Genomic DNA, 21151 nt, shown 5'->3' with positions numbered 1-21151 from the left:
GACCCTCCTGGGCCAGGGCGTCGCCACGGCGGCGGGGGCCGGGATCGATGACCGTCCACCCCAGGCGCAGCCCCGTGCCCGCGGCGACGAACACGGCGGTCAGTTCGAGCAGGCCGTGCGGGAGGACGAGGCCGAGGAACACGTCGAGCCGCCCGGCCGCGGACATGAGGCCGAGGCCCAGGCCCAGGTTGGCCATGTTCAGCAGCAGCACCCACAGGACCGGGATGCCCAGGAGCACGCCGAAGATGAGGCAGATGGCCGCCGCCTGGGCGTTGTTCGTCCACACCTGCGCCGCGAAGGAGGCGGCGGGGTTGCTGGAGTAGTAGGTCTCGTACTCCCCGCCGGGGCGGGTCAGCTGCCGCAGCTCGTCGGGGGCCCCGATGAGCGCCTGCACCTCGGGGTTCGTCCCGACCCACCACCCGATCACCGCGGCGAGGAGCACGGAGAGCACGGCCGTCGGCCCCCACCAGCGCGCGGTGCGGTAGCAGGCGGCGGGGAACCCGGCCGTGAGGAAGTGCCCCGCGTCGCTCCAGGAGGAGCGGCGGGGGCTCGTGACGGCGCTGCGGCCCCGGGCGACGAGGGAGGTCAGCCGGGCCGTGAGTGCGGGGTCGGGCGCGCTGGACTGGATCTGCGAGAGGTGGGTGGCGGTGCGCTGGTAGAGGGTGACGAGTTCGTCGACCTCGGCACCCGTGCGCGGGCGCCGTCGCCGCAGGAGTTCCTCCAGCCGGTCCCACTCGGGGCGGTGCGTGGAGACGAAGACGTCGAGGTCCATGGGGAGAGCTTCGCAGACCGGCGTGGCGCTCGTCGGGCACCGGTCGGCAGACTTGGTCCCATGTGCGACGAGGGGATGTGCTGGTGAGTGATCTGGTGACGGGTGACGCCGTCGTGCTGGGGCTGCGGCCGGCGAGGCTGCCGAGCCGTGCGCTGGCGATCTGTCTCGACCTCCTGGTCCTGTGGACGGCCTACATCCTCCTGTCCCTCGTCCTGACGACGATGGTGCTCGACCTGGACGGCGCGGCCGTGGCCGCGGTGCGGGTCGGGCTGCTGATCCTGGTGCTCATGGGCGTTCCGGTGGCCGTGGAGACGCTGACCCACGGCCGTTCCCTCGGGAAGCTGGCCTGCGGGCTGCGGGTGGTGCGCGTCGACGGCGGTCCGATCCGGTTCCGCCACGCGCTCGTGCGCGGGCTGGTGGGGTTCCTGGAGATCCAGCTGACGCTCGGCTCGGTGGCCTGCGTCGCCTCGCTGGTCTCCGCCCAGGGACGCCGGCTGGGTGACGTGTTCGCCGGGGCGCTCGTCGTCGCGGAGCGCGTACCCGTGCCCCGGACGGACGCGGTACCGCCGCCGCCTCCGTGGCTGGCGGGGCACTTCGCGGGACTGGACCTCTCGCAGGTGCCGGACGCTCTGTGGCTGGCGGTGCGCCAGTACCTGACCCGCGTGGGGCAGCTCGACCCCGGCGTGCGTCAGTCCCTCGGTGAGCGGCTGGCGGACGACGTCGTGGCCGCGACGGGGGCGCCGCCGCCAGCCGGTGTGCCCGCCGTGGCGTACCTGTCGGGGGTGCTGGCCGAGCGGCGGCGGCGGGAAGCGGGACGGGTGCGCGACACCGCTGCCCGGCCGGTGCCGCCGGGCCCGGCGGGTGCCGGGGCGGGCGCGTGGGCGCCGGAGCCTTCCGGTGCGGAGGCGGCGACGGCGCCGGAGGAGCGGGGGTCGGAGCGGCCCTCGGGTGGCTTCGTCCCGCCCGCCTGAGACGACCCGGGGCGAGGAGTCCAGCCACGGGCCCGGGGCGGACGGGTGGCGTGGGCCGCCGCGTCAGCCGAAGCCGGACGGCGGGGACTCCAGGTCCTCCAGCTCGACGCCGGGAGCCGAGAGGACGACGTCCCCAGCCAGGTGCACGGTGTGCTGTTCGCCGGTCTGCAGGTCGCTGACCTGGTACGCGTCGACGATCAGGGGGGCGTTGTCGGTGGCGTGTGTTTGGCTGTCGGTCAGGGCCCACGCCTGGTCGAGGGTGCGGGGCGCGAGGACGGGAGGGGTGAAGGCGACGAGGCGTACCCGGACGGCCGGGGCGGCGGGCTCGGGGCGCAGCAGCCGGGCGAGGGCGACCAGGAACGCGGGCGAGGCACCGGTGAACGCGTGCGCTGCGGCGTTGCCCTCCTGGGCGTGCTCGCCCAGCGGATCGCTGCGGACCCAGGTGACCCCGTCGAGCGCGGCGGCGCGGACGTGCCAGTCGGCGGCGCGGAGTTCGAGGCGGATGGGACGCCCGAGGTCGTCGAGGGTCAGGTCGAGGGAGCCGGCGTGCGCGCCTTCGGGTGTGGTGGTCCGTGAGACGTAGCGCCACCCGGACGGCCCGGGGGCGCACTGGAAGTGTTCTTCACCGAGGGGGGTGTGGTCGTGGGGATCGTGGAGCGTGTAGCGACCGCGGGGCATGGTGGGTCCTCGATAGGGCGGGCCCCCGCCGCCCTGCTGGGCGACGGGGGCCGACGTCCGGGGCTACCGGCTGTTGATCGCTGATCAGTAGCGGTAGTGGTCGGACTTGTACGGGCCCTGGACGGGGACGCCGATGTAGGCGGCCTGCTCGGGGCGCAGCTCGGTGAGCCGGGCGCCGAGCGCGTCCAGGTGCAGGCGGGCGACCTTCTCGTCGAGGAGCTTGGGCAGCACGTAGACGCCGATCGGGTACGCCTCGGTCCTCGTGAACAGCTCGATCTGGGCGATCGTCTGGTTGGCGAACGAGTTCGACATGACGAACGAGGGGTGGCCCGTGGCGTTGCCGAGGTTCAGCAGGCGGCCCTCGGACAGCACGATGATCTTCTTGCCGTCCTCGAAGGTCCAGGTGTGCACCTGCGGCTTGACCTCGTCACGGACGACACCGGGGATCCGGGCCAGTCCGGCCATGTCGATCTCGTTGTCGAAGTGGCCGATGTTGCCGACGATGGCCTGGTGCTTCATCCGCGCCATGTCGGAGGCGAGGATGATGTCCTTGTTGCCGGTGGTGGTGATGAAGATGTCGGCCGTCTCGACGAAGTCCTCGAGACGCGCCACCTGGTACCCGTCCATCGCCGCCTGCAGGGCGCAGATCGGGTCGATCTCGGTGATGACGACGCGGGCGCCCTGGCCGCGCAGCGACTCCGCGCAGCCCTTGCCGACGTCGCCGTAGCCGCAGACGACGGCGACCTTGCCGCCGATGAGGACGTCCGTCGCCCGGTTGATGCCGTCGATCAGGGAGTGGCGGCAGCCGTACTTGTTGTCGAACTTGGACTTCGTCACCGCGTCGTTCACGTTGATCGCCGGGAAGAGGAGCGTGCCTTCCTGCTGCATCTCGTACAGCCGGTGCACGCCGGTGGTGGTCTCCTCGGTGACTCCGCGGATCTCGGAGGCGAGCTGCGTCCACTTCTGGGGGCTCTCGGCGAGCGTGCGGTGGAGCAGTTCCAGGATGACGCGGTGCTCGTCGCTCTCGGCGGTCTCGACGGCGGGAACCTCGCCGTCCTTCTCGTACTCGACGCCCTTGTGCAGCAGGAGGGTGGCGTCACCCCCGTCGTCGAGGATCATGTTCGGGCCGCCGGTCTCGGTGCCCGGCCAGGTCAGGGCCTGCTCGGTGCACCACCAGTACTCCTCCAGCGTCTCCCCCTTCCAGGCGAAGACGGGGACGCCGCTGGGGTTCTCCGGCGTGCCCTCGGGGCCTACGGCGACGGCCGCGGCGGCGTGGTCCTGCGTGGAGAAGATGTTGCAGGACGCCCAGCGGACCTGCGCCCCGAGGGCGACCAGGGTCTCGATCAGCACCGCCGTCTGCACGGTCATGTGCAGGGAGCCGGTGATCCGCGCGCCGGCCAGCGGCTGCTCGGCGGCGTACTCGTCGCGGATGGCCATCAGGCCGGGCATCTCGTGCTCGGCCAGCGCGATCTCCTTGCGGCCGAACGCGGCCAGCGAGAGGTCGGCGACCTTGAAGTCCTGCGCGGTGTCAGGCGTGGTCATCTGAGCTGCTCCTCGGTTGTCGGTCGAGGTACGTGCGGGCTGTCTGCGGCAGCGGGTGGGGTACGCGAGGGCGTGCGGTACGGCGGCGCCGTGCGCCCCGTCCCGTGCACCCTACGGACCCTTCTGGTCCCTGACCGCAGCGCAGTCCGTCGGAGGCCCTCTCTCCCTCGACCGCCCATGGGGGCGCCCGACCGCCATCAGCAGCGACGTCTGTGCCCTGACGAATCTACACGCTGCGCCCGCCTCGCCCCAACGGTGCGTGGGGTGCGGGGAGGGGCCGGGCGACGGACGTCACACTCGGCGCGGTGCCACGGCCGCGGCGGCGCGGAACAGCGTGCCCTGGCCCCGGAGCCGTACGGCCACGCCCGCCCGTACGTAGGCGGACTCGCCCCGGCGGAGGGTGAGTTCCGAGCCGTCCGAGCCGTCCGCGCCGGCCGAGCCGTCCGCGCCGTGCAGGGACACGGTGCCGTGCGTGCAGAGCAGGATCTGCGCGACGTGGGAGGGCAGCGCGCGGGGGGCGGACGCGGGCGGGAGGACGTGGCGGGAGAGCTGGAACTCGTCGGTCGGTGTGCTGTACACCTCGGCCTCGTCGTCGCCCGCCTCGGGTCGGAGCACGGCCGGGTCGCCGGACTCGAAGCGCACGATGCGCAGGAGCTCGGGCACGTCGACGTGTTTGGGGGTGAACCCGCAGCGCAGCACGTTGTCGGAGTTGGCCATCAGCTCGACGCCCAGGCCGCTCAGGTAGACGTGCGGGACGCCCGCGCCGAGGTACAGGGCCTCGCCGGGCTGGAGCCGGACGTGGTGCAGCAGCAGGACGGCGAGGAAGCCCGGGTCGCCGGGGTGGTGGTGGGCGGCGCGGGCAGCGGCCGCGTAGGCGGCGGCGTGCGGGCCGCCCACCGTGCCGAGGCGCTCGGCCGCCGGTGCGGCGGCCGAGACGGTCGCGGTGATCTCCGCCCGGTCGGCGGTGAGCAGGGCCGTGAACACCTCGCGCAGGGCGTCGGTCTCGGGGCGCGCGTGCAGGAGGTCGACGTAGGGCTTCAGGCCGTCGACGTCGAGCGCGGCGAGGATGTCGGCGGACTCCTCGGCCCGCCGGAAGCCGCAGAACCCCTCGAAGGTGCTGAGGGCGCAGACGAGCTCGGGCTTGTGGTGGGCGTCCTTGTAGTTGCGGTGGGGGGCGTCGACGGGGATGCCCGCGGCCTCTTCGGCGGCGTACCCGGCTTCGGCCTGACGCCGGTCGGGGTGCACCTGGAGGGAGAGCGGGACGGCTGCGGCCAGCACCTTGAACAGGAACGGCAGCCGGGGGCCGAACGCCTCGACGCTCGGCCCGCCCAGCTCACCGGACGGGTCGGCCGCGATGACGTCGGCCAGCGAGCGCGGTCCGTCCCCCCGGTCGACGCGGGAGGGGGCGCCGGGGTGGGCCCCCATCCACAGCTCGGCCTGCGGCTCTCCGGTCGGTTCCTCGCCGAGGAGCTCCGGGATGGCCGTGGTGGAGCCCCACGCGTAGGGGCGCACGGTGTTGACGAGCCGGTCCATGGGGACTTCCTCCACGAGGTGTCGAACGGACCCCGGCCCGCGTCGCGGCCGGAGCGACTGACAGACCTACGCGTCGGGGGTGAGCGCGAGGTAAACCGCCGCGAAATCGGTGGTGGCGATGAGGTCGGCCGCTGCTTCCAGGGGGCTGCTTCCGGCGGTCGGCTCCAGTTCGCTGAGCCCGGCCTCGTGCGCGAACGCCAGCTCCCGTGCGGCCGGGGCCGCCGACTCCGGGCCGGCCGTCGCGTCCCGCAGGAGCACGATGTGGGCCTGGAGGGACGGGGGCTCCTCCACCCGGTCGCGGAAGAAGTCGTCCGGGTCGGCGGCGGCGAATGCCCCGCCCAGGAGGGCGCGGTGGACGGTGAGGGCCTCGGGGAGCTCGGCGGCGAGGGAGGGGCGGCCCGGCAGGGACGCGAGCACGGTGGTGCAGTGGCGTGCGGCGGCCGCGGCGACGGGGCCCTCGCTCCACAGCACCGGCAGTGCCTCGGCGAGTTCGGCGGCCAGGGTCTTCGCGGGGTTCGTGTAGGTCTCTGTGGCGGGGCCGCAGCGCTCGGCGACGGCGTCGAGCCGGTCGGCCAGGGCCTGCACCGCGTGCGGCGGGGCGTGGGCGAGGCCGAGTCGGTCGGTGAGCACGAGCAGGGGCGTGAGCAGCGACCACAGGGTGCCGGGCACGACGGGGGTGCCGGACGCGGCGGGACCGGCGTCCGCGCGGGCGTGGGGGTGCGGCAGCTCGACGGGCACGGTGAGCCCGTGGAGGTGACCGGCCGTCTCGGCGACGGTGTCCCCCGGTCGGGTGACGGCGACGACGGTGCAGCCCCGTCGGTACGCCTGCTCGGCCAGTGCGGCCAGACCGGCCTCGGTGCCGTCGGGGGTGACGATGACCAGCAGGTCCAGCGGCCCGGCCCAGCCGGGCAGCGTCCAGCGCAGGACGTCCGGTGTCGCGCCGGGCCCGGTGGGGCGCAGCAGGGACACGGGCAGCACTCCGTGGCTGAAGGCGGCCAGCAGGTCCGCGACGCAGCCCCCCGCGGGCGCCGGCCCCGCGACGAGCAGGCCGCGCGGCCGTCCGTCGGGGCGCAGTGCGGTGAGGCCCGCGTCGGCCGCGTTGCGCGCGGCGGTGCGGACGCGGGCTCCGGCTTCCGCCGTGCCGCGCAGTAGGGCCAGCCGGTCAGCGCCGGTCAGGGCCTCGGGATCGTCCAGCAGCGACTCGTCGAGCATGGCGTGCGGCCCCGTTCCGTCACGCCGGCCGGCGTGCCTCGTCGACGAGGAGGACGGGGATGCCGTCCCGCACGGGGTAGGCGAGGCCGCAGGCGCTGTCGGTGCAGACGAGTTCGCCTTCGGCGGCCCCGGCCGACGTCTCCTCACCGGCGGGTGCGGACTCCTCGCGGAGGGGCGCGTGGCAGGCCGGGCAGGCGAGGATCTCCAGGAGGCCGGCTTCGAGCGGCATGACGTCCCTCCAGACGGTTGGGCGGCTGGCCTCAGCCTACCGCCGGTGATCAGGGCGTGCGCCGTGGCGCGGGCCGGTGCGGTCAGGCGCGGACGATGGCCAGGACCTCGTCGCGGACGCCGGCGCAGGTGGCGGCGTCCCGGGCCTCGACGTTGAGGCGCAGCAGGGGCTCGGTGTTGGAGGCGCGCAGGTTGAACCACCAGTCGGGTGCGGTGACCGTGAGGCCGTCGAGGTGGTCGAGGGTCACGTCGTCCCGCTCGGCGTAGGCGGCCTCCACGGCGGCGGCGCGGCCGGGCTGGTCGTCGACCAGGCTGTTGATCTCACCGGAGGCCGCGTACCGGTCGTAGGCGGCCACGAGCCGGGACAGCGGGCCGTCCTGCTCGCCCAGCGCGGCCAGGACGTGCAGGGCGGCGAGCATGCCGGTGTCGGCGTTCCAGAAGTCGCGGAAGTAGTAGTGCGCGGAGTGCTCGCCGCCGAAGATGGCCCCGTGCCTGGCCATCTCCTCCTTGATGAACGAGTGCCCGACGCGGGTGCGGACGGGGGTGCCACCGGCCTCCCTGACGACCTCGGGGACGGAGCGGGAGGTGATGCAGTTGTGGATGATCGTGCCGCCGCCGTGCTTGGCCAGCTCGCGGGAGGCGACGAGGGCCGTGATGGCGGACGGGGAGACGGGCTCGCCGCGTTCGTCGACGACGAAGCACCGGTCGGCGTCGCCGTCGAAGGCCAGCCCGAGGTCGGCGCCGGTCTCCCGGACGCGGTGCTGGAGGTCCACGAGGTTGGCGGGGTCGAGCGGGTTGGCCTCGTGGTTGGGGAAGGTGCCGTCCAGCTCGAAGTAGAGGGGGTCCAGCTCGACGGGGAGGCCGGCCAGCACGCTGGGCACGGTGTGGCCGCCCATGCCGTTCCCGGCGTCGACGACGACCCTGAGCGGACGGATGCCGGTGAGGTCGACCAGGGTGCGCAGGTGGGCGGCGTAGTCGGCGAGGACGTCCTGTTCACCGACGGTGCCCGGGGCGGCGGCCGACGGCGGGAGGCCGTCGCGCCGCCACCGCTCCACCAGGGCGCGGATGTCGCCGAGGCCGGTGTCCTGGCCGACGGGGGCCGCGCCGGCGCGGCACAGCTTGATCCCGTTGTACCGGGCGGGGTTGTGGCTCGCGGTGAACATGGCGCCGGGGCGGTCGAGGAGGCCGCTGGCGAAGTACAGCTGGTCCGTGGAGCACAGCCCGATGAGCGTGACGTCGGCCCCGCGCGCGGCGGCGCCACGGGCGAAGCACGCGGCCAGGTCCGGGGAGGAGGGGCGCATGTCGTGGCCGACGACGAGGGGGCGGGCGTCGGTGATCTCGGCGAAGGCGGCGCCGAGCAGCCCGACCAGCTCCTCGTCGAGCTGGTCGGGCACCACTCCGCGCACGTCGTACGCCTTGATGATCTGCGACAGGTCAGGCACGGCCCACCCCTCCGAGAGTTCGTGTCGGAGGGTCAATCTACCCGTCGGTCACGAGCGGCCACGGCGTGGTTCCGGTTCGCCGTTCCGCCTGCTCAGGGGTCGGGGGAACGCAGGACGCGCAGGTGGCCCCGGCGCGCGACCTCCATCGGGTCGATCTCCCGGCCCCGGGGGGCCGGGCGCTCCCGCTCCCGCTCGCGCGGGGTGCGGGGGGCGCGGGCCGCCTCCCGGACGGCGTCCGCGAGGGCCTCCAGATCGTCACCGGCGGGCCGCGCGGGTCCGGCGGGGACCGCCAGCCGGACGACCTCCCAGCCACGGGGTGCGGTGAGCCGCTCGGAGTGGTCGGAGCACAGGTCGTAGCAGTGCGGCTCCGCGTAGGTGGCGAGCGGCCCGAGAACGGCGGTGGAGTCCGCGTAGACGTACGTCAGCGTCGCGACGGCGGGACGGCCGCACGCGGTGCGCGAACAGCGACGTACAGGGCTCACGATGTTGGACGGTACCGCACTCCTGAGCGGGCTGCGACGACTCGCCCCCGGGTCACCCGGCCGTGTCGTCCCGCTTCGCCGGGAAAGTACGGAACGGCGGGGCGGGGACCGAGCCGGGCGAGGAGGCGGCACCGACGCGGGAACGTCTCCGCGGGGGCTCGGGAAGCCGGTCGGGCCCGGGCACCACCGGGCCCCCGCGAACGCGGAACGGTCGGCCGGGTGCCGCAGAACCGACCCGGGCCGCACCCGGTCGGTCATCCGCCGACAGCGGCCCCGCACTACGGCAGATGGACGCGACCCCGGGGGCAACGGCGTCCGGGGCCGATACGCTCGGAGACGATGAGCAACGCCGTACCGCCGTCCCGGCCCCCGGACCGGGCGCGCCACCGAGACCGCCACGGCAGAGGCATGCGCGGCCCGCTCGCGCCGCCGCAGGTGCCGCTCGCGGTCAGCCGGTCCGCGTCCTTCGACCACCTCGTGCAGGACTCGGCCGAACGGCTGGAGCGCCAGTGGCCGCAGCTCTCCTCCGTCGCGTTCGAGGTGCAGGAGGTGCCGCTCCTCGACGGGGACCTCCCCGACGTCTGGGACGGTCTCGGCTCCCCCGTTCCGCTCGGCCGGCTCGTTGCCGCCCGGGGCGGCCGTCCCGCCCGGGTGGTCGTCTACCGGCGGCCGGTGGAGCTGCGCAGCAAGAGCAGGGAGGAACGGGCCCTGCTGGTGCACGAGGTCGTCGTCGAGCAGGTCGCCGAGCTGCTCGGCCTGGCCCCGGAGACCGTCGACCCCCGGTACGGGCAGGACTGAGCCCCTCCGGGGACGGACGCGGGCTAGGGCCTGACCGGCGCCATTTGTCAGACAGGCCCTAGTCGTTCTCCGTCAGGATCGACAGGTCCTCGCGGGCGGGCGGTACGGCGACCGTCCCCCGGTCGTCGGAGAGCGCCTGGAGCGTGAACATCGGCACGCCGTCCTCCGTCTGCTCCAGCATCCGCGCCACGTGCACCGGGCCGCCGGAGAGGCGCTCGACGGTGAGCGCGAAGCGCCCGTCGCCGCCCTCCGGCACCAGGTCGTCGACGGCCGTCGTGGTGCCCGGCTTGAGCTCGACGGTGCGGTCGGCCGGCGTACCGCCCTCGGCCCCGGGCGACGCCGTGACCTTGACCTTCGCCGCCTCGCCGGGGGCCGTCAGGAAGAGCGTGCTGCCCTTCCGGCTGCTCCCGGCGGCCGTCGTGCGTTCCTCCACCGGGGCCGTGGAGGGGAGGAAGGCGATCTCCTGCCCGTCGCCGTCCTCGCCGTCCTCGCCGTCGCCGCCACGGGTGACGCGGACGGCCGCGACGACCGTGGCGTCGGCGGTCCCCTCCTCCGGAGTGAGGACCAGCGAGGCCGGTTCGCCACGGGTGAGGTCCTGCAGCGCCACGGACGTCGTCATCCCGCTCTTGACCTGCAAGGTCTCCTGGCCGGCCGGGGTGAAGGAGCTGGTGGCCCCGGCGAGGGCGACGGAGAGCCGCACGTCCGAGTCGCCGGGGGTGAAGGCCGTGAGCCGCACCTCGGTCGCGTCCCCGGGGATGCCGGGGATGACGACGGGGCCGGTCGTCCCGGCCACCGGGGTGATCCAGTCGGCTCCGCGCTCCTCGTCCAGCGCCTGGACCTGTGCGCCGATCCGGCCCGCGCGGGCCGCGACGTGCAGCGTGACGTCCTCCAGTGGCTCGGGGGTGAGCGTGGAGAGCAGCACCGGGACGGTGGAGTGCGCGGGGATGGTGATGCCCGTGCCGCTCTCCGTCTCGACCAGGCCCTCGGGCCCGAAGAGCTGCAGGTCGACGGTGGCGGGCGCCTCGTCGGGGTTGGTCAGGTGGACGTAGTCGAGCCGCTCCTCGGCGGTGCTGACGGCGGCGAACCAGAACCGGGTGTCGGGTGCCGAGCACGCCACCCCCAGCATGCCGCGCCCGCCCCCACCGGGGATGACGGTCGTCTGCTGCACGGTCCACCCCGGCGCGAGGGCCCCGGTGGCGGTGCCGCTGAGGGCGGGCACCTCGGTGCTGTCGGCGGAGTGGACGGCGGGCGTGCCGGGCTCGGTGAGCGGCACCAGCGGTTCCGCGTCCTCGCCACGCCGGTCGGTGCCGCCGTTGTCGAGCGTCGAGACGGCGGGCAGCAGGCCCGCGTCGGCCTCGCCGCCGTCGGACCCGCCGGAGCCGCCGCCGGGCGTGAAAGCGGTGAGGTGCGTCTCCCCCAGCTCCGACGTGGACGGCTGCGGGCACACGAGCGTCGACCGCTGGACGGGGAGCCGTTCGGCGGACGACGCCGACGGGGTTCCGGCGCCGTCGGCGGACGTGGTCACGGCGGCCACTCCGCTGACGGCGGCCAGCGCCGTGACGGCGGCGGCGAGGGCGAGGGCGGGGCGGTTGAGGCTCACTGCTGGCTCCGGTGGTCGTACGTCGTGCCGTCGTGGCCGCCGGGGTGGCCGTCGGGACCGCCCTGGTGGCCGGAGTGGCCGCCGCCGTAGCCGGAGGTGCCGTCGTAGGAGGTGCCGTCATAGGGGGTGCCGTACGGGGCGCCGTAGGAGGGCTCCGGCTCCCATCCCTCGTACGGCCGGCCCGCGTCCGGGTACGGCTGTTGTTCGGGCACGTACGGCCGGTCCTGCGGCTGCCACTGGTGACCGTCGTCCCACGCGGGGGCCTCGGCGGGCTCGTGGACCGGGGGTGCGGGTGCGGCGGCCGGGGCCTGCGGGGCGGCAGCGCCGGCCTGGGCCGCGGCGCGCAGCCGACGGGCGCGGCGGCCCTCCCCGTCGACGGGCTGGGCCGGGACGGCGGCACCCGCCGCGTCGGCCGGGGTCCCGGTGCCGGCGGGGTCGTCGCCCTCGGCCCGGTCGTCGTCGTGGTGCTGCTTGCGGCCGGGCAGCGCCAGCACCACGACGGTCAGCAGCCCGAGCACCTGGGCCCACACCCACAGCGTGCGGCTCAGCGGCGTCTCGTGGGTGACGACGACGCGACCGGCGTCGGGGAGCAGCTCGAAGCCCTGCGCCCAGCCGTCGACGGTGACGGGCTCCAGCGCGCGGCCGTTCTGCGTCGCCCGCCAGCCGTCGGACGCGGTGTCCGCGAGACGCAGCACCCGACCCTCGGGGCCCGCCGGTACCTGGCTGTCCACCTCGACGGGGCCGGCCGCGACGGCGACCGGCTCCTCCCCCTCGGTCACGACGGTGACGCGGGCGATGTCCGCGCCGGTGCCGTCGTCGACCCGCCACAGCTCGCCGCCCTGCTGCTTGCTGAGCCGCTCCAGGCCGGGGGTGCCGTTGAGGACGCGGACCATGGCCTCGGGCGCGCCGCCGCGGACGAACACGTACCGCACGCCGTAGCCGCCGAGTTGTTCGCGCTGGTCGGCGCCGGACCCGGCGACGAGGTGGGCGACGATGTCCGCGAGCCGGTCGTGGTGCTCGGCGCCGGGGGTGACGTCGCCGTCGCCCAGGCGGACGCCGGAACCGCGCACGAGGGTGTAGCGCACCTCGTCGCCCTCGCCGCCGTCCAGGACGAGGGTGCGCGGACGGTCGGCGGTGTCCGCCTCCTCAGCGACGAAGGCCGGCACCTGGACGGGGTGCCGCCGCTCCAGCGGCCCGTCGGCGCCGCCCACCATCCAGCCGACGGCCGAGACGACGGGGGCCAGCGCGGCCAGTGCCGCGACGAGCACGGCGACCGGCTGCCGCCACCCGAAGGACTGGGTGGCGACGCGGGTGCGCGCGCCGTCCGCGCCGAGCAGGGCGGCGGCGAGCAGGGCCAGGCCCTGGACGAGGGTGGCGGGTCCGGCCCACCCGGAGCCGGCCGACAGGGCGGCGAAGAGCATTCCGGTCAGCGCGACGCCCCAGGCGCCGCGGACGGCGGCCTGCCGGTCCTGCCGCAGGAGGGCGGCGAGGGCCGCGAGGACGATGCCGCCGAGGAGCAGCCCGCCGTGGGTCCCCGGGCCGCCCGGGTCGAGGGTGAGCAGGCCGAGCGGGGAGGCCGCCCCGGAGTCGTGGGGCAGCCCGGCCTCGGCGAGGAAGGCCGAGGGGCTGGTCAGCAGCGTCAGCGACCAGGGGGCGAGCAGCAGCAGCGGCGTGCCGAGGAGCAGCAGCGCGCGGACGCCGTGGGTGCGGACGCCCTCCCCGGCGCGCAGCCGCAGCGCGAGGACGGCGAGGGTCAGGACGGCGGCGACCGGCCAGACGACGGGCGTGAAGGCGGTGGTGACCGTCAGCAGCAGGGCGCACGCCCACAGCGGACGCCAGCCGGGTCGGCCGGTGCGGCGTCCGACGCCGGCGGCCGCGACGGCGGTCCGGGCCAGCAGCGGCAGCAGGACGGCCAGCACGGCCGTGCCGATCCGGCCGGTGGCGAGCGCGCCGGTGGCGGCGGGCAGGAAGGCGTAGGCGACGGCGCCCCAGGCGCGCAGCAGCCGCGAGGTGACCAGCGGCCGGGAGGCGAAGTAGGCCGAGAACCCGGCCAGCGGCACCGAGCACACGAGCAGCAGCGTCATCGTCAGCCCGGTGCTGCCGAGGAGCAGGGTGGCCAGGCCGGCGAGGAGGGCGAGGTAGGGGGGCGCCGAGGCGGTGCCCCCGACGCCCACGGCGTGCCAGGCGTCGGCGTAGCGGGACCACAGGTCCGAGGCGTCGGCGGGGGCGGGAAGCAGCGCGCCGCCGGCGAGGGCGCCCCCGCTGAGGAGGGCGCGGCAGGCGACGAGCGAGACGAGGAGGAGCGCCGCGAAGAGCACCGGGCCCGGCCGGCGGGCCACGCGCTTGAGCCGGGCGAACTGCTCGACCTCCAGGAAGTCGGCGTCCTCCCCGCCCGGCCCGGACTCGACGGCGCCGTGCCGCCCCGGGGCGGACGTCTCGGCGTCCGTGCGGCGGGAGAGACCGGCGGCGGCCTGTTCGAGGGTGGCGCGGACGGTCGCGCCCGGCGGCGGGAAGAGGGGTCTGAGCTCCTTCGCCGGGACGGGTGCCTTCGCGCGCCGGCGCCGCGCGGCGAGGATCAGCCCCGGGCGCAGCACCGTCCGGGAGAGTCCGGTGATCTCGTCCAGCGCCTGGCCCGGGACCTTGCCGACGACGTACGCCAGGGTCCGCACGAGCGTGCCGAGGACGAGCCGCAGGAGGACCCAGGGCAGCGTGCGGCCCGGGGAGTTGGCGAGGAGGGTGTGGACGGCCCCGGCCTTGTCGACGCGGTGCGGGCCGGCGACGGAGCGCCCGGCGCAGTCGATGGGGCGGCGTTCGCGGGAGGCGGCCTCCGCGTGCCGCAGGACGGCCTGGGGCGCGACGAGGACGGCGTGGCCCGCCGCGTTGGCCCGCCAGCACAGGTCGACGTCGTCGCGCATGAGGGGCAGCCGCCGGTCGAAGCCGCCGAGCTGTTCGAACACGTCCCGCCGGATGAGCATGCCCGCCGTGGAGACGGCGAGCACCTGGCGTACCTGGTCGTGCTGGCCCTGGTCCTGTTCGCGGCGGTCCAGCCCGGTCCAGCGGCGTCCGCTGTGGGCGATCGAGACGCCGGCCTCCAGGAGTTGGCGGCGGTTGTACCAGCTGCGCAGCTTGGGGCCGACGACGCCCGCCGAGGGGCTGGAGTCCGCGATGCGCAACAGCTCCTGGAGCGCCTCGGGTTCGGGTGCGGCGTCGTCGTGCAGGAGCCACAGCCAGTGCACGGGCTCCCCGTGGGGGAGTTCCGGCATGTCGTAGGCGTCCATGCGCCAGCTGCGCGTGACCGGGTCCCAGGCGCTGGGGCGCCGGAGATAGGACAGGTCGTCGGGGCCGAGCACCGGCGCGGTGCGGACGGCCTCGGCGACGGCGGTGCCGAAACCGGTGCGCCGGGCGAGGTGCAGGACGCGGTCGGGACCGAAGGCGTCCGCGAGCAGTTGGGCGGAGGCGTCGGCGCTGCCGGTGTCGGCGGCGATCACGTCCTGCGGGGGGCGGGTCTGGGCGGCGAGCCCGGCCAGCGCGTCGGGGAGCCAACGCTCACCGTCGTGCGAGACGAGCACGGCCGTGACGACGTGCTGGGGGAACTCGGGCGCGGCCTGCTCGTACTGGGCCGCCGACTGGCTGTGCACGGACATCGAGCTGTGGGCCCCGGTCGGTGGGTGCGGTCGACGCGACTGCGTCGTGGACGGTGGCCCACACTAGCGCTGCGCCCGCCCGTGGCGGAGCGTCCGGGGGCGGGCTGTCCGCCCTTGCCCGTATACGTGTTGCGCGACCGGGCCCGCTGCCCGCCCGGCCGCCGGAACGGACCGGACGTCCCGGCCCGGCGGCACGCGAGCGGACGTGGCCCGGCCGACGTCGACCGCCGACGTCGACCGCCGCCGTCAGAGGCCGACGCCAGAGGCCGACGTCAGACGGCGGCCTTCTTCAGGCGACGGCGCTCGCGCTCGGACAGACCGCCCCAGATCCCGAAGCGTTCGTCGTTGGCGAGGGCGTACTCCAGGCATTCGGAACGGACTTCACACGCAAGGCACACCTTTTTCGCCTCGCGCGTGGAACCGCCTTTCTCCGGGAAGAAGGATTCCGGGTCCGTCTGCGCGCACAAGGCGCGCTCCTGCCAGCCGAGCTCCTCGTCCGCCTCTTGCACCAGCAGCTGCTGGAACGGCTCGGTCATGTGCGCGCCCCTTGTCGTCTTTACATCCCCGTGATGTCGTTGTTATCGCCCGCGAACGACACGAGTGAAATTACAGGTGCGCCGCTCAGGGGCCGTCAAGCCGGGTTCTGCTATTGAGCCCGTTATTCACTCTGCGGAACCAAGCCTCCGCAGTAAGTGTTGAAATCGCTACAAACGATGACAACGAACCCCGCCACCGGCGACCCGCCTCCGCCGTCGGGGAAGACCACGGAGGGGGCGGGTCGCGTTGCGGCGCCACCGTCGAAGCGACCAAGATCACAATGCGATCACGGATCGACAACGACGGACGTGCGCCCGACGGTTCCCGACCAGCGCACGAGTGATCGCCATGTATCCCCCAACGAAGGGCACAAACCTTTCCGCACTCTCCGTCACTGAAAGGAGTGACAGCTGCCACCAAACCCCCGCTTTCGGTTGACAGCTCGACGTGCCGCACGCTGTTCTTGGTTCCATGGCTCAGCTGCCGACGTCCGCCGCGCACCGTCCGTCCCGTTCCCTCGGGGCTCTTCGCGCTGCCCGGGTCGTCCGCTGCTGTCGCTGTTCCTGTTGTCGCTGAGCCCTCCGCTCCGCTGAGCCCTCCGCCGCGCCGTCCCGGCCCGCCGGGCTCCCGCCTGGCGTCGAGTCCTCCGCTCGCCGACGCCCCCGCGTGTCCGCGCCCCCTCCCCGCCCCGCAGCACCGCACCCACAGGAACGCCAGAACGTGAACAGCGACGTCGAAATCGCCGGCGACCTCCTCGCCGTACCGCACCTCCTGCCGCCCGCCCCCGAGCACCCGCACACCGTCGCGGCCTTCGCCGGACTCGCGCGCCGGATCGCCGCCGACCGCGCGGGCTGGGCGCCCCTCGTCCGCTACGACGCCACCACCCGCTGGTACCACCGGCTGCGCACCGGCCCCGGCTACGAGGTGTGGCTGCTCAGCTGGGTGCCCGGGCAGGGCAGCGGCCGCCACGACCACGGGCCCTCCAGCGGCGTGCTGACCGTGCTGGACGGCGAACTCACCGAGCACACCGGGACGCTGACGCGGACGCTGGCCGCCGGGACGCAGCGCGTCCTCGCCCCCGGCCGCGTGCACGAGGTCGTCAACGACGCGCTGGAGCCGGCCGTCAGCCTGCACGTGTACTTCCCCGGGCTGACCGCGATGCCGATGCACGCGCCGCGCTGCTCGCCCACCGCCCGGGACCTGCCCGTCGGCTGACACACTGTGCCGCATGCGCATTGTGGTTCTGGCCGGAGGCATCGGTGGCGCCCGGTTCCTGCGCGGCCTCAAACAGGCCGCGCCCGACGCGGACATCACCGTCATCGGCAACACCGGGGACGACATTCACCTCTTCGGGCTGAAGGTCTGCCCGGACCTGGACACCGTCATGTACACCCTGGGCGGCGGCATCCACGAGGAGCAGGGCTGGGGTCGGGCCGGTGAGACGTTCGCGGTCAAGGAGGAGCTGGCCGCCTACGGCGTCGGGCCGGAGTGGTTCGGCCTGGGCGACCGTGACGTCGCCACCCACATCGTGCGCACCCAGATGCTGGGCGCGGGCTACCCGCTGAGCGCCGTCACCGAGGCCCTGTGCAAGCGGTGGGAGCCCGGGGTGCGGCTGCTGCCGATGACGGACGACCGGGTGGAGACGCACGTCGTCGTCGACACCGGGGAGGGCCGCAAGGCGGTCCACTTCCAGGAGTACTGGGTCGGCCTGCGCGCCGAGCCCACCGCGCACGCCGTGGTGCCCGTCGGCGCCGAGCAGGCCACGCCCGCGCCGGGCGTGCTCGAGGCCGTGGCCGCGGCCGACGTCGTGCTCTTCCCGCCGTCGAACCCGGTGGTCAGCATCGGCACGATCCTCGCCGTCCCCGGCGTGCGGGAGGCCATCGCGGACGCCGGGGTGCCCGTCGTCGGGCTGTCCCCCGTCATCGGCGGCGCGCCGGTGCGCGGGATGGCCGACAAGGTCCTCGCGGCGATCGGCGTGGAGTCCACCGCCGCCGCGGTGGCCGCGCACTACGGCTCCGGGCTCCTCGACGGCTGGCTGGTGGACGCCTCGGACGCCGAGGCCGTGCCGGAGGTGGAGGGCGTGGGCATCCGCTGCCGGGCCGTGCCGCTGCTGATGTCGGACACCGCCGCGACGGCCGCCATGGCCCGGACCGCGCTGGAGCTGGCCGAGGAGGTCCGGGCGTGACGGGGCCCGGGGCCGTGTCGGGGCCGCCGGTACCGGAGTTCCGCGTCTGGGCCCTGCCGGGCATGCCCGAGGTGCGGCCCGGGGACGACCTGGTCAAGCTCATCGCCGACGCCGCGACCGGGGACGGCCTGCCCGGCCTGGCGCACGGGGACGTCCTCGTCGTCACCTCCAAGATCGTCAGCAAGGCGGAGGGGCGGATCGTCGAGGCCGACGACCGGGAGGCGGCCGTCGACGCGGAGACCGTACGCGTGGTGGCCCGGCGCGGGCCCGCCCGCATCGTGGAGAGCCGGCTCGGCTTCGTCATGGCCGCCGCCGGGGTGGACGCATCCAACACCCCGCCCGGGACCGTGCTGTTGCTGCCGAAGGATCCGGACGCCTCGGCGCGGCGCATCCGCGACGGCGTGCGGGACCTGCTCGGCGTCGACGTCGGAGTCGTCGTCACGGACACCTTCGGCCGCCCCTGGCGGGAGGGCCAGACGGACGTGGCCGTGGGCGCGGCGGGCGTACGGGTCCTGGCCGACCTGCGCGGCGGCACCGACACCCACGGCAACCCCCTCGGCGTCACCGTCACCGCCGTCGCCGACGAACTCGCGGGCGCGGGCGAGCTGGTGAAGGGCAAGGCGGACGGGCTGCCGGTCGCCGTCGTCCGGGGCCTGCCGCAGCACGTGCGCGGCCCGGTCATGGGCGAGGGGGAGGACGCGGACGCGGGCGCCGCCGCGCTCGTGCGTCCGCCGGAGCACGACATGTTCCGGCTCGGCACCTCCGAGGCCGTGCGGGAGGCCGTGGCGCAGCGGCGCACGGTCCGCGCGTTCGACGGCGCCCCCGTAGACGGCGCGGCCGTGCGACGCGCGGTGGACCTCGCCGTCACCGCCCCGGCGCCGCACCACACGACCCCCTGGCGTTTCGTGCTGCTGGAGAGCGCGGAGAGCCGGCTGCGGCTGCTGGACGCGATGCGGGACGCCTGGATCGCCGACCTGCGGGCCGACGGCCGCAGCGAGGAGGCCGTGGCGCGCCGCGTCCGGCGCGGGGACGTGCTGCGCCACGCGCCGTACCTCGTCGTGCCCTGCCTGGTGGCCGACGGCGCGCACCGCTATCCCGACGCCCGGCGGGCGACCGCCGAGCGGGAGATGTTCGTCGTCGCGGCGGGCGCCGGGGTGCAGAACCTGCTGGTGGCGCTGGCGGGCGAGGGCCTGGGCTCGGCCTGGGTGTCCTCCACGATGTTCTGCCGGGACGTCGTGCGGGAGGTGCTGGACCTGCCGCCGGAGTGGGAGCCGATGGGCGCCGTCGCCGTCGGACGGCCCGCCGCGCCGCCCCCGCCGCGCGCGCCCCGGTCCGGCGCGGACTTCACCGTCGTGCGCTGACGCCCGCCGTCGTGCGCTGACGCCCGCCGTCGTGCGCGGACACCCCGCGCCCGGGCGCCGTCCGGGGCCGCAGGTCAGAGCTGGGCGATGTCGCGCACGTACATGCGGGGCGCGCGGCGCGGCATGCGCGGCCCGGCGGCGAGGATCAGCCGCGCCGCCCGGTGCCGCTGGCCCGCGTAGGGCTCGAGGAGGGCGAGCATCCGGGCGTCGTCCGCGTCCCGGCGCCCGGTGAGCGCGTAGCCGACCTGGCGCGGCAGGTGCAGGTCGCCGACGGTGATGGCGTCCGGCTCGCCGCCGGAGCGCTGCACCGTCTCCGCCGCCGTCCACGGGCCGACGCCCGGCACCCGCTGGAGCCGGGCCAGCGCGTCCGGCAGCGCCATCGCGGCGGCCTCCTCCAGGCGCGGGGCGACGCGGACGGCTCGGACGACGGTGGCCGAGCGCTTGCCGTCCACGCCCGCCCGGTGCCACTCCCAGGACGGGACGAGGGCCCAGCCGCGCGCGTCCGGCATGACGTGCAGGCCCTCGGGGCGGCCCTCGGCCGGGCCCGGCGCCGGCTCCCCGAACCGGCGGACGAGCAGCCGCCAGGCCCGGTACGCCTCGTCCGCCGTCACCTTCTGCTCCAGCACGGCCGGAATCAGCGACTCCAGCACCAGACCGGTGCGGACCAGGCGCAGCCCGGGCAGGCGGCGGTGCGCCTCGCGGGTGAGGCGGTGGTGGGCGACGAACGCCTCCGGCCTGTCCTCGGCGCCCAGCAGCGCGGGCAGCCGGTCGAGCGCCCAGTCCGCGCCCGGCCCCCAGGCGGTGCCGGTCACGTGCGTACGGCTCTGCGCGAGGTGGAGCGTCACCGGGCCCTGCGGGGTGCGGCTGGCCCGCCACACCGCGCCGGGGGTGGCGCGGCACGTCGGGTCGTACGGGCCGCGTTGCAGCACGCCGAGGCTGCGGTGCAGGTCGTACGGGCCGGGCAGCGGCCAGCGGCGGGTGAGGGACACGCGACCAGGCTAGTCGGCGGGCCGGGCGACCGGCGCGGGGCAGTCAGGAGCGGTCAGGAACAGTCGGCGGAGAAGCGCACCGAGCGGTCGGCGACGTGGGCGCCGCACCAGACGCGGATGCCGTCGCGCAGCTCGTTGTCGGCGCCGATGACCGCGCCGTCGCCGATCACCGCGCCGTCCAGCACGGTGCGGGCGCCGATCCGGGCACCGGCGCCGACCAGGGAGTTCCGCACGACGGCGCCGGGCTCGACGACCGCGTCCCGCAGGACGGTGCTGCCCTCCACCAGGGCGCCGGTGTGCACCTCGGCCCCCGGACCGACCGCCGTCCCGCCGGCCAGCTTGGCGTCGGGCGCGACGTGGGCGCCGTCCATGACGAGCCACTCGCCGCGCCGCCCCGGCACGGCGGGTGAGGGAGCGCGGCCCAGGACCAGGTCCGCCGACCCGCGCACGAACGCCTGCGGGGTGCCGAGGTCGAGCCAGTACGTCGAGTCGACCAGGCCCTGGAGGTGGGCGCCCTCGGCGAGCAGCCCGGGGAACGTCTCGCGTTCGACGGAGACGGGCCGGTCGCCGGGGATGGTGTCGATGACCGAGCGGGTGAACACGTAGGCCCCGGCGTTGATCTGGTCGGTGACGATCTCCTCGGGCGTCTGCGGCTTCTCCAGGAAGGCGGTGACGCGGCCGGTGCCGTCGGTGGGCACCAGGCCGAACGCGCGCGGGTCCGGGACGCGGGTCAGGTGCAGGGTGACGTCGGCGCCGCAGGTGCGGTGGGTCCGGACGAGACCGGCGATGTCGAGGCCGGTGAGGATGTCCCCGTTGAAGACGAGGACCGGGTCGCCGGGGGCGGAGCCCAGCCGGGAGGCGACGTTGCGTATCGCGCCGCCGGTGCCGAGCGGTTCCTCCTCGGTGACGTACTCCAGGTGCAGGCCGAGCGCGGAACCGTCCCCGAAGTGCGGCTCGAATACCTCCGCCAGGTAGGAGGTGGCCAGCACGATGTGCTCGATGCCCGCCGCCCTGGCCCGGGCCAGCTGGTGGGTGAGGAACGGCACACCGGCCGCCGGCACCATCGGCTTCGGCGTGTTGACCGTGAGCGGACGCAACCGGGTGCCCTTGCCTCCGACGAGGAGGATCGCTTCTGTCACGTTTTGTCCTGCTTCCTGCCGAGGTGTTTGCCGAAGGT

At 75.3% G+C, this 21151-nt stretch carries 18 protein-coding genes (1 of these 18 cut by a window edge); 5 read left to right on the top strand and 13 right to left on the bottom strand.

Features of this window, described 5'->3' with window-relative positions:
• A protein-coding gene (locus V6D49_RS18215) for a stage II sporulation protein M (RefSeq protein ID WP_340561108.1) crosses the window boundary here: on the bottom strand, positions 1-772 show its 5' portion. Its footprint begins 236 nt before the window's first position; only the first 772 of its 1008 coding nucleotides appear in the window; it begins with the start codon at positions 770-772; its stop codon lies beyond the left edge, outside the window.
• A gap of 83 nt (positions 773-855) precedes the next feature.
• Between V6D49_RS18215 and V6D49_RS18210 the strand changes: the two genes are divergently transcribed.
• Positions 856-1743 carry an RDD family protein gene (locus V6D49_RS18210; RefSeq protein ID WP_340561106.1) on the top strand — a complete coding sequence of 296 codons (888 nt, stop codon included), beginning with the start codon at positions 856-858 and terminating at the stop codon, positions 1741-1743.
• Between the two features lie 63 nt (positions 1744-1806).
• Here the strand turns inward: V6D49_RS18210 and V6D49_RS18205 are convergent, their stop codons facing one another.
• From V6D49_RS18205 to V6D49_RS18175, 7 genes are all read right to left on the bottom strand, one after another.
• Entirely contained in the window at positions 1807-2421 is a 615-nt protein-coding gene (locus V6D49_RS18205) for a hypothetical protein (protein WP_340561104.1), read from the bottom strand.
• Between the two features lie 84 nt (positions 2422-2505).
• The gene (gene ahcY / locus V6D49_RS18200; RefSeq protein ID WP_340561102.1) at positions 2506-3963 is read right to left on the bottom strand and encodes an adenosylhomocysteinase; all 1458 of its coding nucleotides are present in this window, start codon (positions 3961-3963) and stop codon (positions 2506-2508) included.
• A 291-nt stretch (positions 3964-4254) separates the two neighbouring features.
• Entirely contained in the window at positions 4255-5496 is a 1242-nt protein-coding gene (manA, locus tag V6D49_RS18195; protein WP_340561100.1) for a mannose-6-phosphate isomerase, class I, read from the bottom strand.
• 66 nt (positions 5497-5562) lie between these two features.
• Complete coding sequence (locus V6D49_RS18190) at positions 5563-6708, bottom strand: SIS domain-containing protein (protein ID WP_340561098.1); 1146 nt, start codon at positions 6706-6708, stop codon at positions 5563-5565.
• Between the two features lie 19 nt (positions 6709-6727).
• The gene (locus tag V6D49_RS18185) at positions 6728-6937 is read right to left on the bottom strand and encodes a Trm112 family protein (RefSeq protein WP_340561096.1); all 210 of its coding nucleotides are present in this window, start codon (positions 6935-6937) and stop codon (positions 6728-6730) included.
• Between the two features lie 82 nt (positions 6938-7019).
• Entirely contained in the window at positions 7020-8378 is a 1359-nt protein-coding gene (locus V6D49_RS18180) for a phosphomannomutase/phosphoglucomutase (protein ID WP_340561094.1), read from the bottom strand.
• Positions 8379-8470: 92 nt separating this feature from the next.
• The gene (locus V6D49_RS18175; RefSeq protein WP_340564114.1) at positions 8471-8863 is read right to left on the bottom strand and encodes a DUF3499 domain-containing protein; all 393 of its coding nucleotides are present in this window, start codon (positions 8861-8863) and stop codon (positions 8471-8473) included.
• A gap of 336 nt (positions 8864-9199) precedes the next feature.
• On the opposite strand from V6D49_RS18175, the gene V6D49_RS18170 reads away from it, so the two are divergent.
• Positions 9200-9658: a metallopeptidase family protein gene (locus V6D49_RS18170; protein WP_340561092.1), complete on the top strand. Its 459-nt coding sequence runs from the start codon at positions 9200-9202 to the stop codon at positions 9656-9658.
• A gap of 58 nt (positions 9659-9716) precedes the next feature.
• On the opposite strand, the gene V6D49_RS18165 is transcribed toward V6D49_RS18170, so the two are convergent.
• From V6D49_RS18165 to V6D49_RS18155, 3 genes are all read right to left on the bottom strand, one after another.
• The gene (locus V6D49_RS18165; RefSeq protein ID WP_340561090.1) at positions 9717-11258 is read right to left on the bottom strand and encodes a DUF5719 family protein; all 1542 of its coding nucleotides are present in this window, start codon (positions 11256-11258) and stop codon (positions 9717-9719) included.
• Entirely contained in the window at positions 11255-14902 is a 3648-nt protein-coding gene (locus V6D49_RS18160; RefSeq protein ID WP_340561088.1) for a glycosyltransferase family 2 protein, read from the bottom strand. The genes V6D49_RS18165 and V6D49_RS18160 overlap by 4 nt, the downstream gene beginning before the upstream one ends.
• Positions 14903-15174: 272 nt before the next feature.
• Complete coding sequence (locus tag V6D49_RS18155) at positions 15175-15438, bottom strand: WhiB family transcriptional regulator (RefSeq protein ID WP_191211831.1); 264 nt, start codon at positions 15436-15438, stop codon at positions 15175-15177.
• Positions 15439-16159: 721 nt separating this feature from the next.
• Between V6D49_RS18155 and V6D49_RS18150 the strand changes: the two genes are divergently transcribed.
• The 3 genes from V6D49_RS18150 to V6D49_RS18140 are packed head-to-tail and all read left to right on the top strand — an operon-like array spanning position 16160 to position 18985.
• Entirely contained in the window at positions 16160-16654 is a 495-nt protein-coding gene (locus V6D49_RS18150; RefSeq protein WP_340561086.1) for a cysteine dioxygenase, read from the top strand.
• A 13-nt stretch (positions 16655-16667) separates the two neighbouring features.
• On the top strand, positions 16668-17624 hold the full coding sequence (cofD, locus tag V6D49_RS18145; protein WP_340561084.1) for a 2-phospho-L-lactate transferase: 957 nt from the start codon (positions 16668-16670) through the stop codon (positions 17622-17624).
• Entirely contained in the window at positions 17621-18985 is a 1365-nt protein-coding gene (locus V6D49_RS18140) for a coenzyme F420-0:L-glutamate ligase (RefSeq protein ID WP_340561082.1), read from the top strand. Before cofD ends, V6D49_RS18140 begins: the two co-directional genes overlap by 4 nt.
• A 74-nt stretch (positions 18986-19059) precedes the next feature.
• Here the strand turns inward: V6D49_RS18140 and V6D49_RS18135 are convergent, their stop codons facing one another.
• Together V6D49_RS18135 and V6D49_RS18130 are read right to left on the bottom strand one after the other, a co-directional pair.
• Positions 19060-19974, bottom strand: coding sequence for a DNA-3-methyladenine glycosylase family protein (locus V6D49_RS18135; RefSeq protein WP_340561081.1), 915 nt, complete (start codon positions 19972-19974; stop codon positions 19060-19062).
• Positions 19975-20027: 53 nt separating this feature from the next.
• Positions 20028-21113: an NDP-sugar synthase gene (locus V6D49_RS18130; protein ID WP_340561079.1), complete on the bottom strand. Its 1086-nt coding sequence runs from the start codon at positions 21111-21113 to the stop codon at positions 20028-20030.
• Positions 21114-21151: the final 38 nt, after the last annotated feature.

The organism is Streptomyces sp. GSL17-111, from assembly GCF_037911585.1.
Classification (GTDB): domain Bacteria; phylum Actinomycetota; class Actinomycetes; order Streptomycetales; family Streptomycetaceae; genus Streptomyces.
The sequence above is the reverse complement of the archived record's forward strand: the minus strand, read 5'-3'. Positions and strand labels throughout refer to the sequence as shown.

Excerpts from the sequence above, each read along its gene's own strand:
- V6D49_RS18205 (WP_340561104.1), bottom strand. The coding sequence starts at position 2,421 with ATGCCCCGCGGTCGCTACACGCTCCACGATCCCCACGACCACACCCCC.
- ahcY (WP_340561102.1), bottom strand. The coding sequence starts at position 3,963 with ATGACCACGCCTGACACCGCGCAGGACTTCAAGGTCGCCGACCTCTCG.
- manA (WP_340561100.1), bottom strand. The coding sequence starts at position 5,496 with ATGGACCGGCTCGTCAACACCGTGCGCCCCTACGCGTGGGGCTCCACC.
- V6D49_RS18190 (WP_340561098.1), bottom strand. The coding sequence starts at position 6,708 with ATGCTCGACGAGTCGCTGCTGGACGATCCCGAGGCCCTGACCGGCGCT.
- V6D49_RS18185 (WP_340561096.1), bottom strand. The coding sequence starts at position 6,937 with ATGCCGCTCGAAGCCGGCCTCCTGGAGATCCTCGCCTGCCCGGCCTGC.
- V6D49_RS18170 (WP_340561092.1), top strand. The coding sequence starts at position 9,200 with ATGAGCAACGCCGTACCGCCGTCCCGGCCCCCGGACCGGGCGCGCCAC.
- V6D49_RS18160 (WP_340561088.1), bottom strand. The coding sequence starts at position 14,902 with ATGTCCGTGCACAGCCAGTCGGCGGCCCAGTACGAGCAGGCCGCGCCC.
- V6D49_RS18155 (WP_191211831.1), bottom strand. The coding sequence starts at position 15,438 with ATGACCGAGCCGTTCCAGCAGCTGCTGGTGCAAGAGGCGGACGAGGAG.
- cofD (WP_340561084.1), top strand. The coding sequence starts at position 16,668 with ATGCGCATTGTGGTTCTGGCCGGAGGCATCGGTGGCGCCCGGTTCCTG.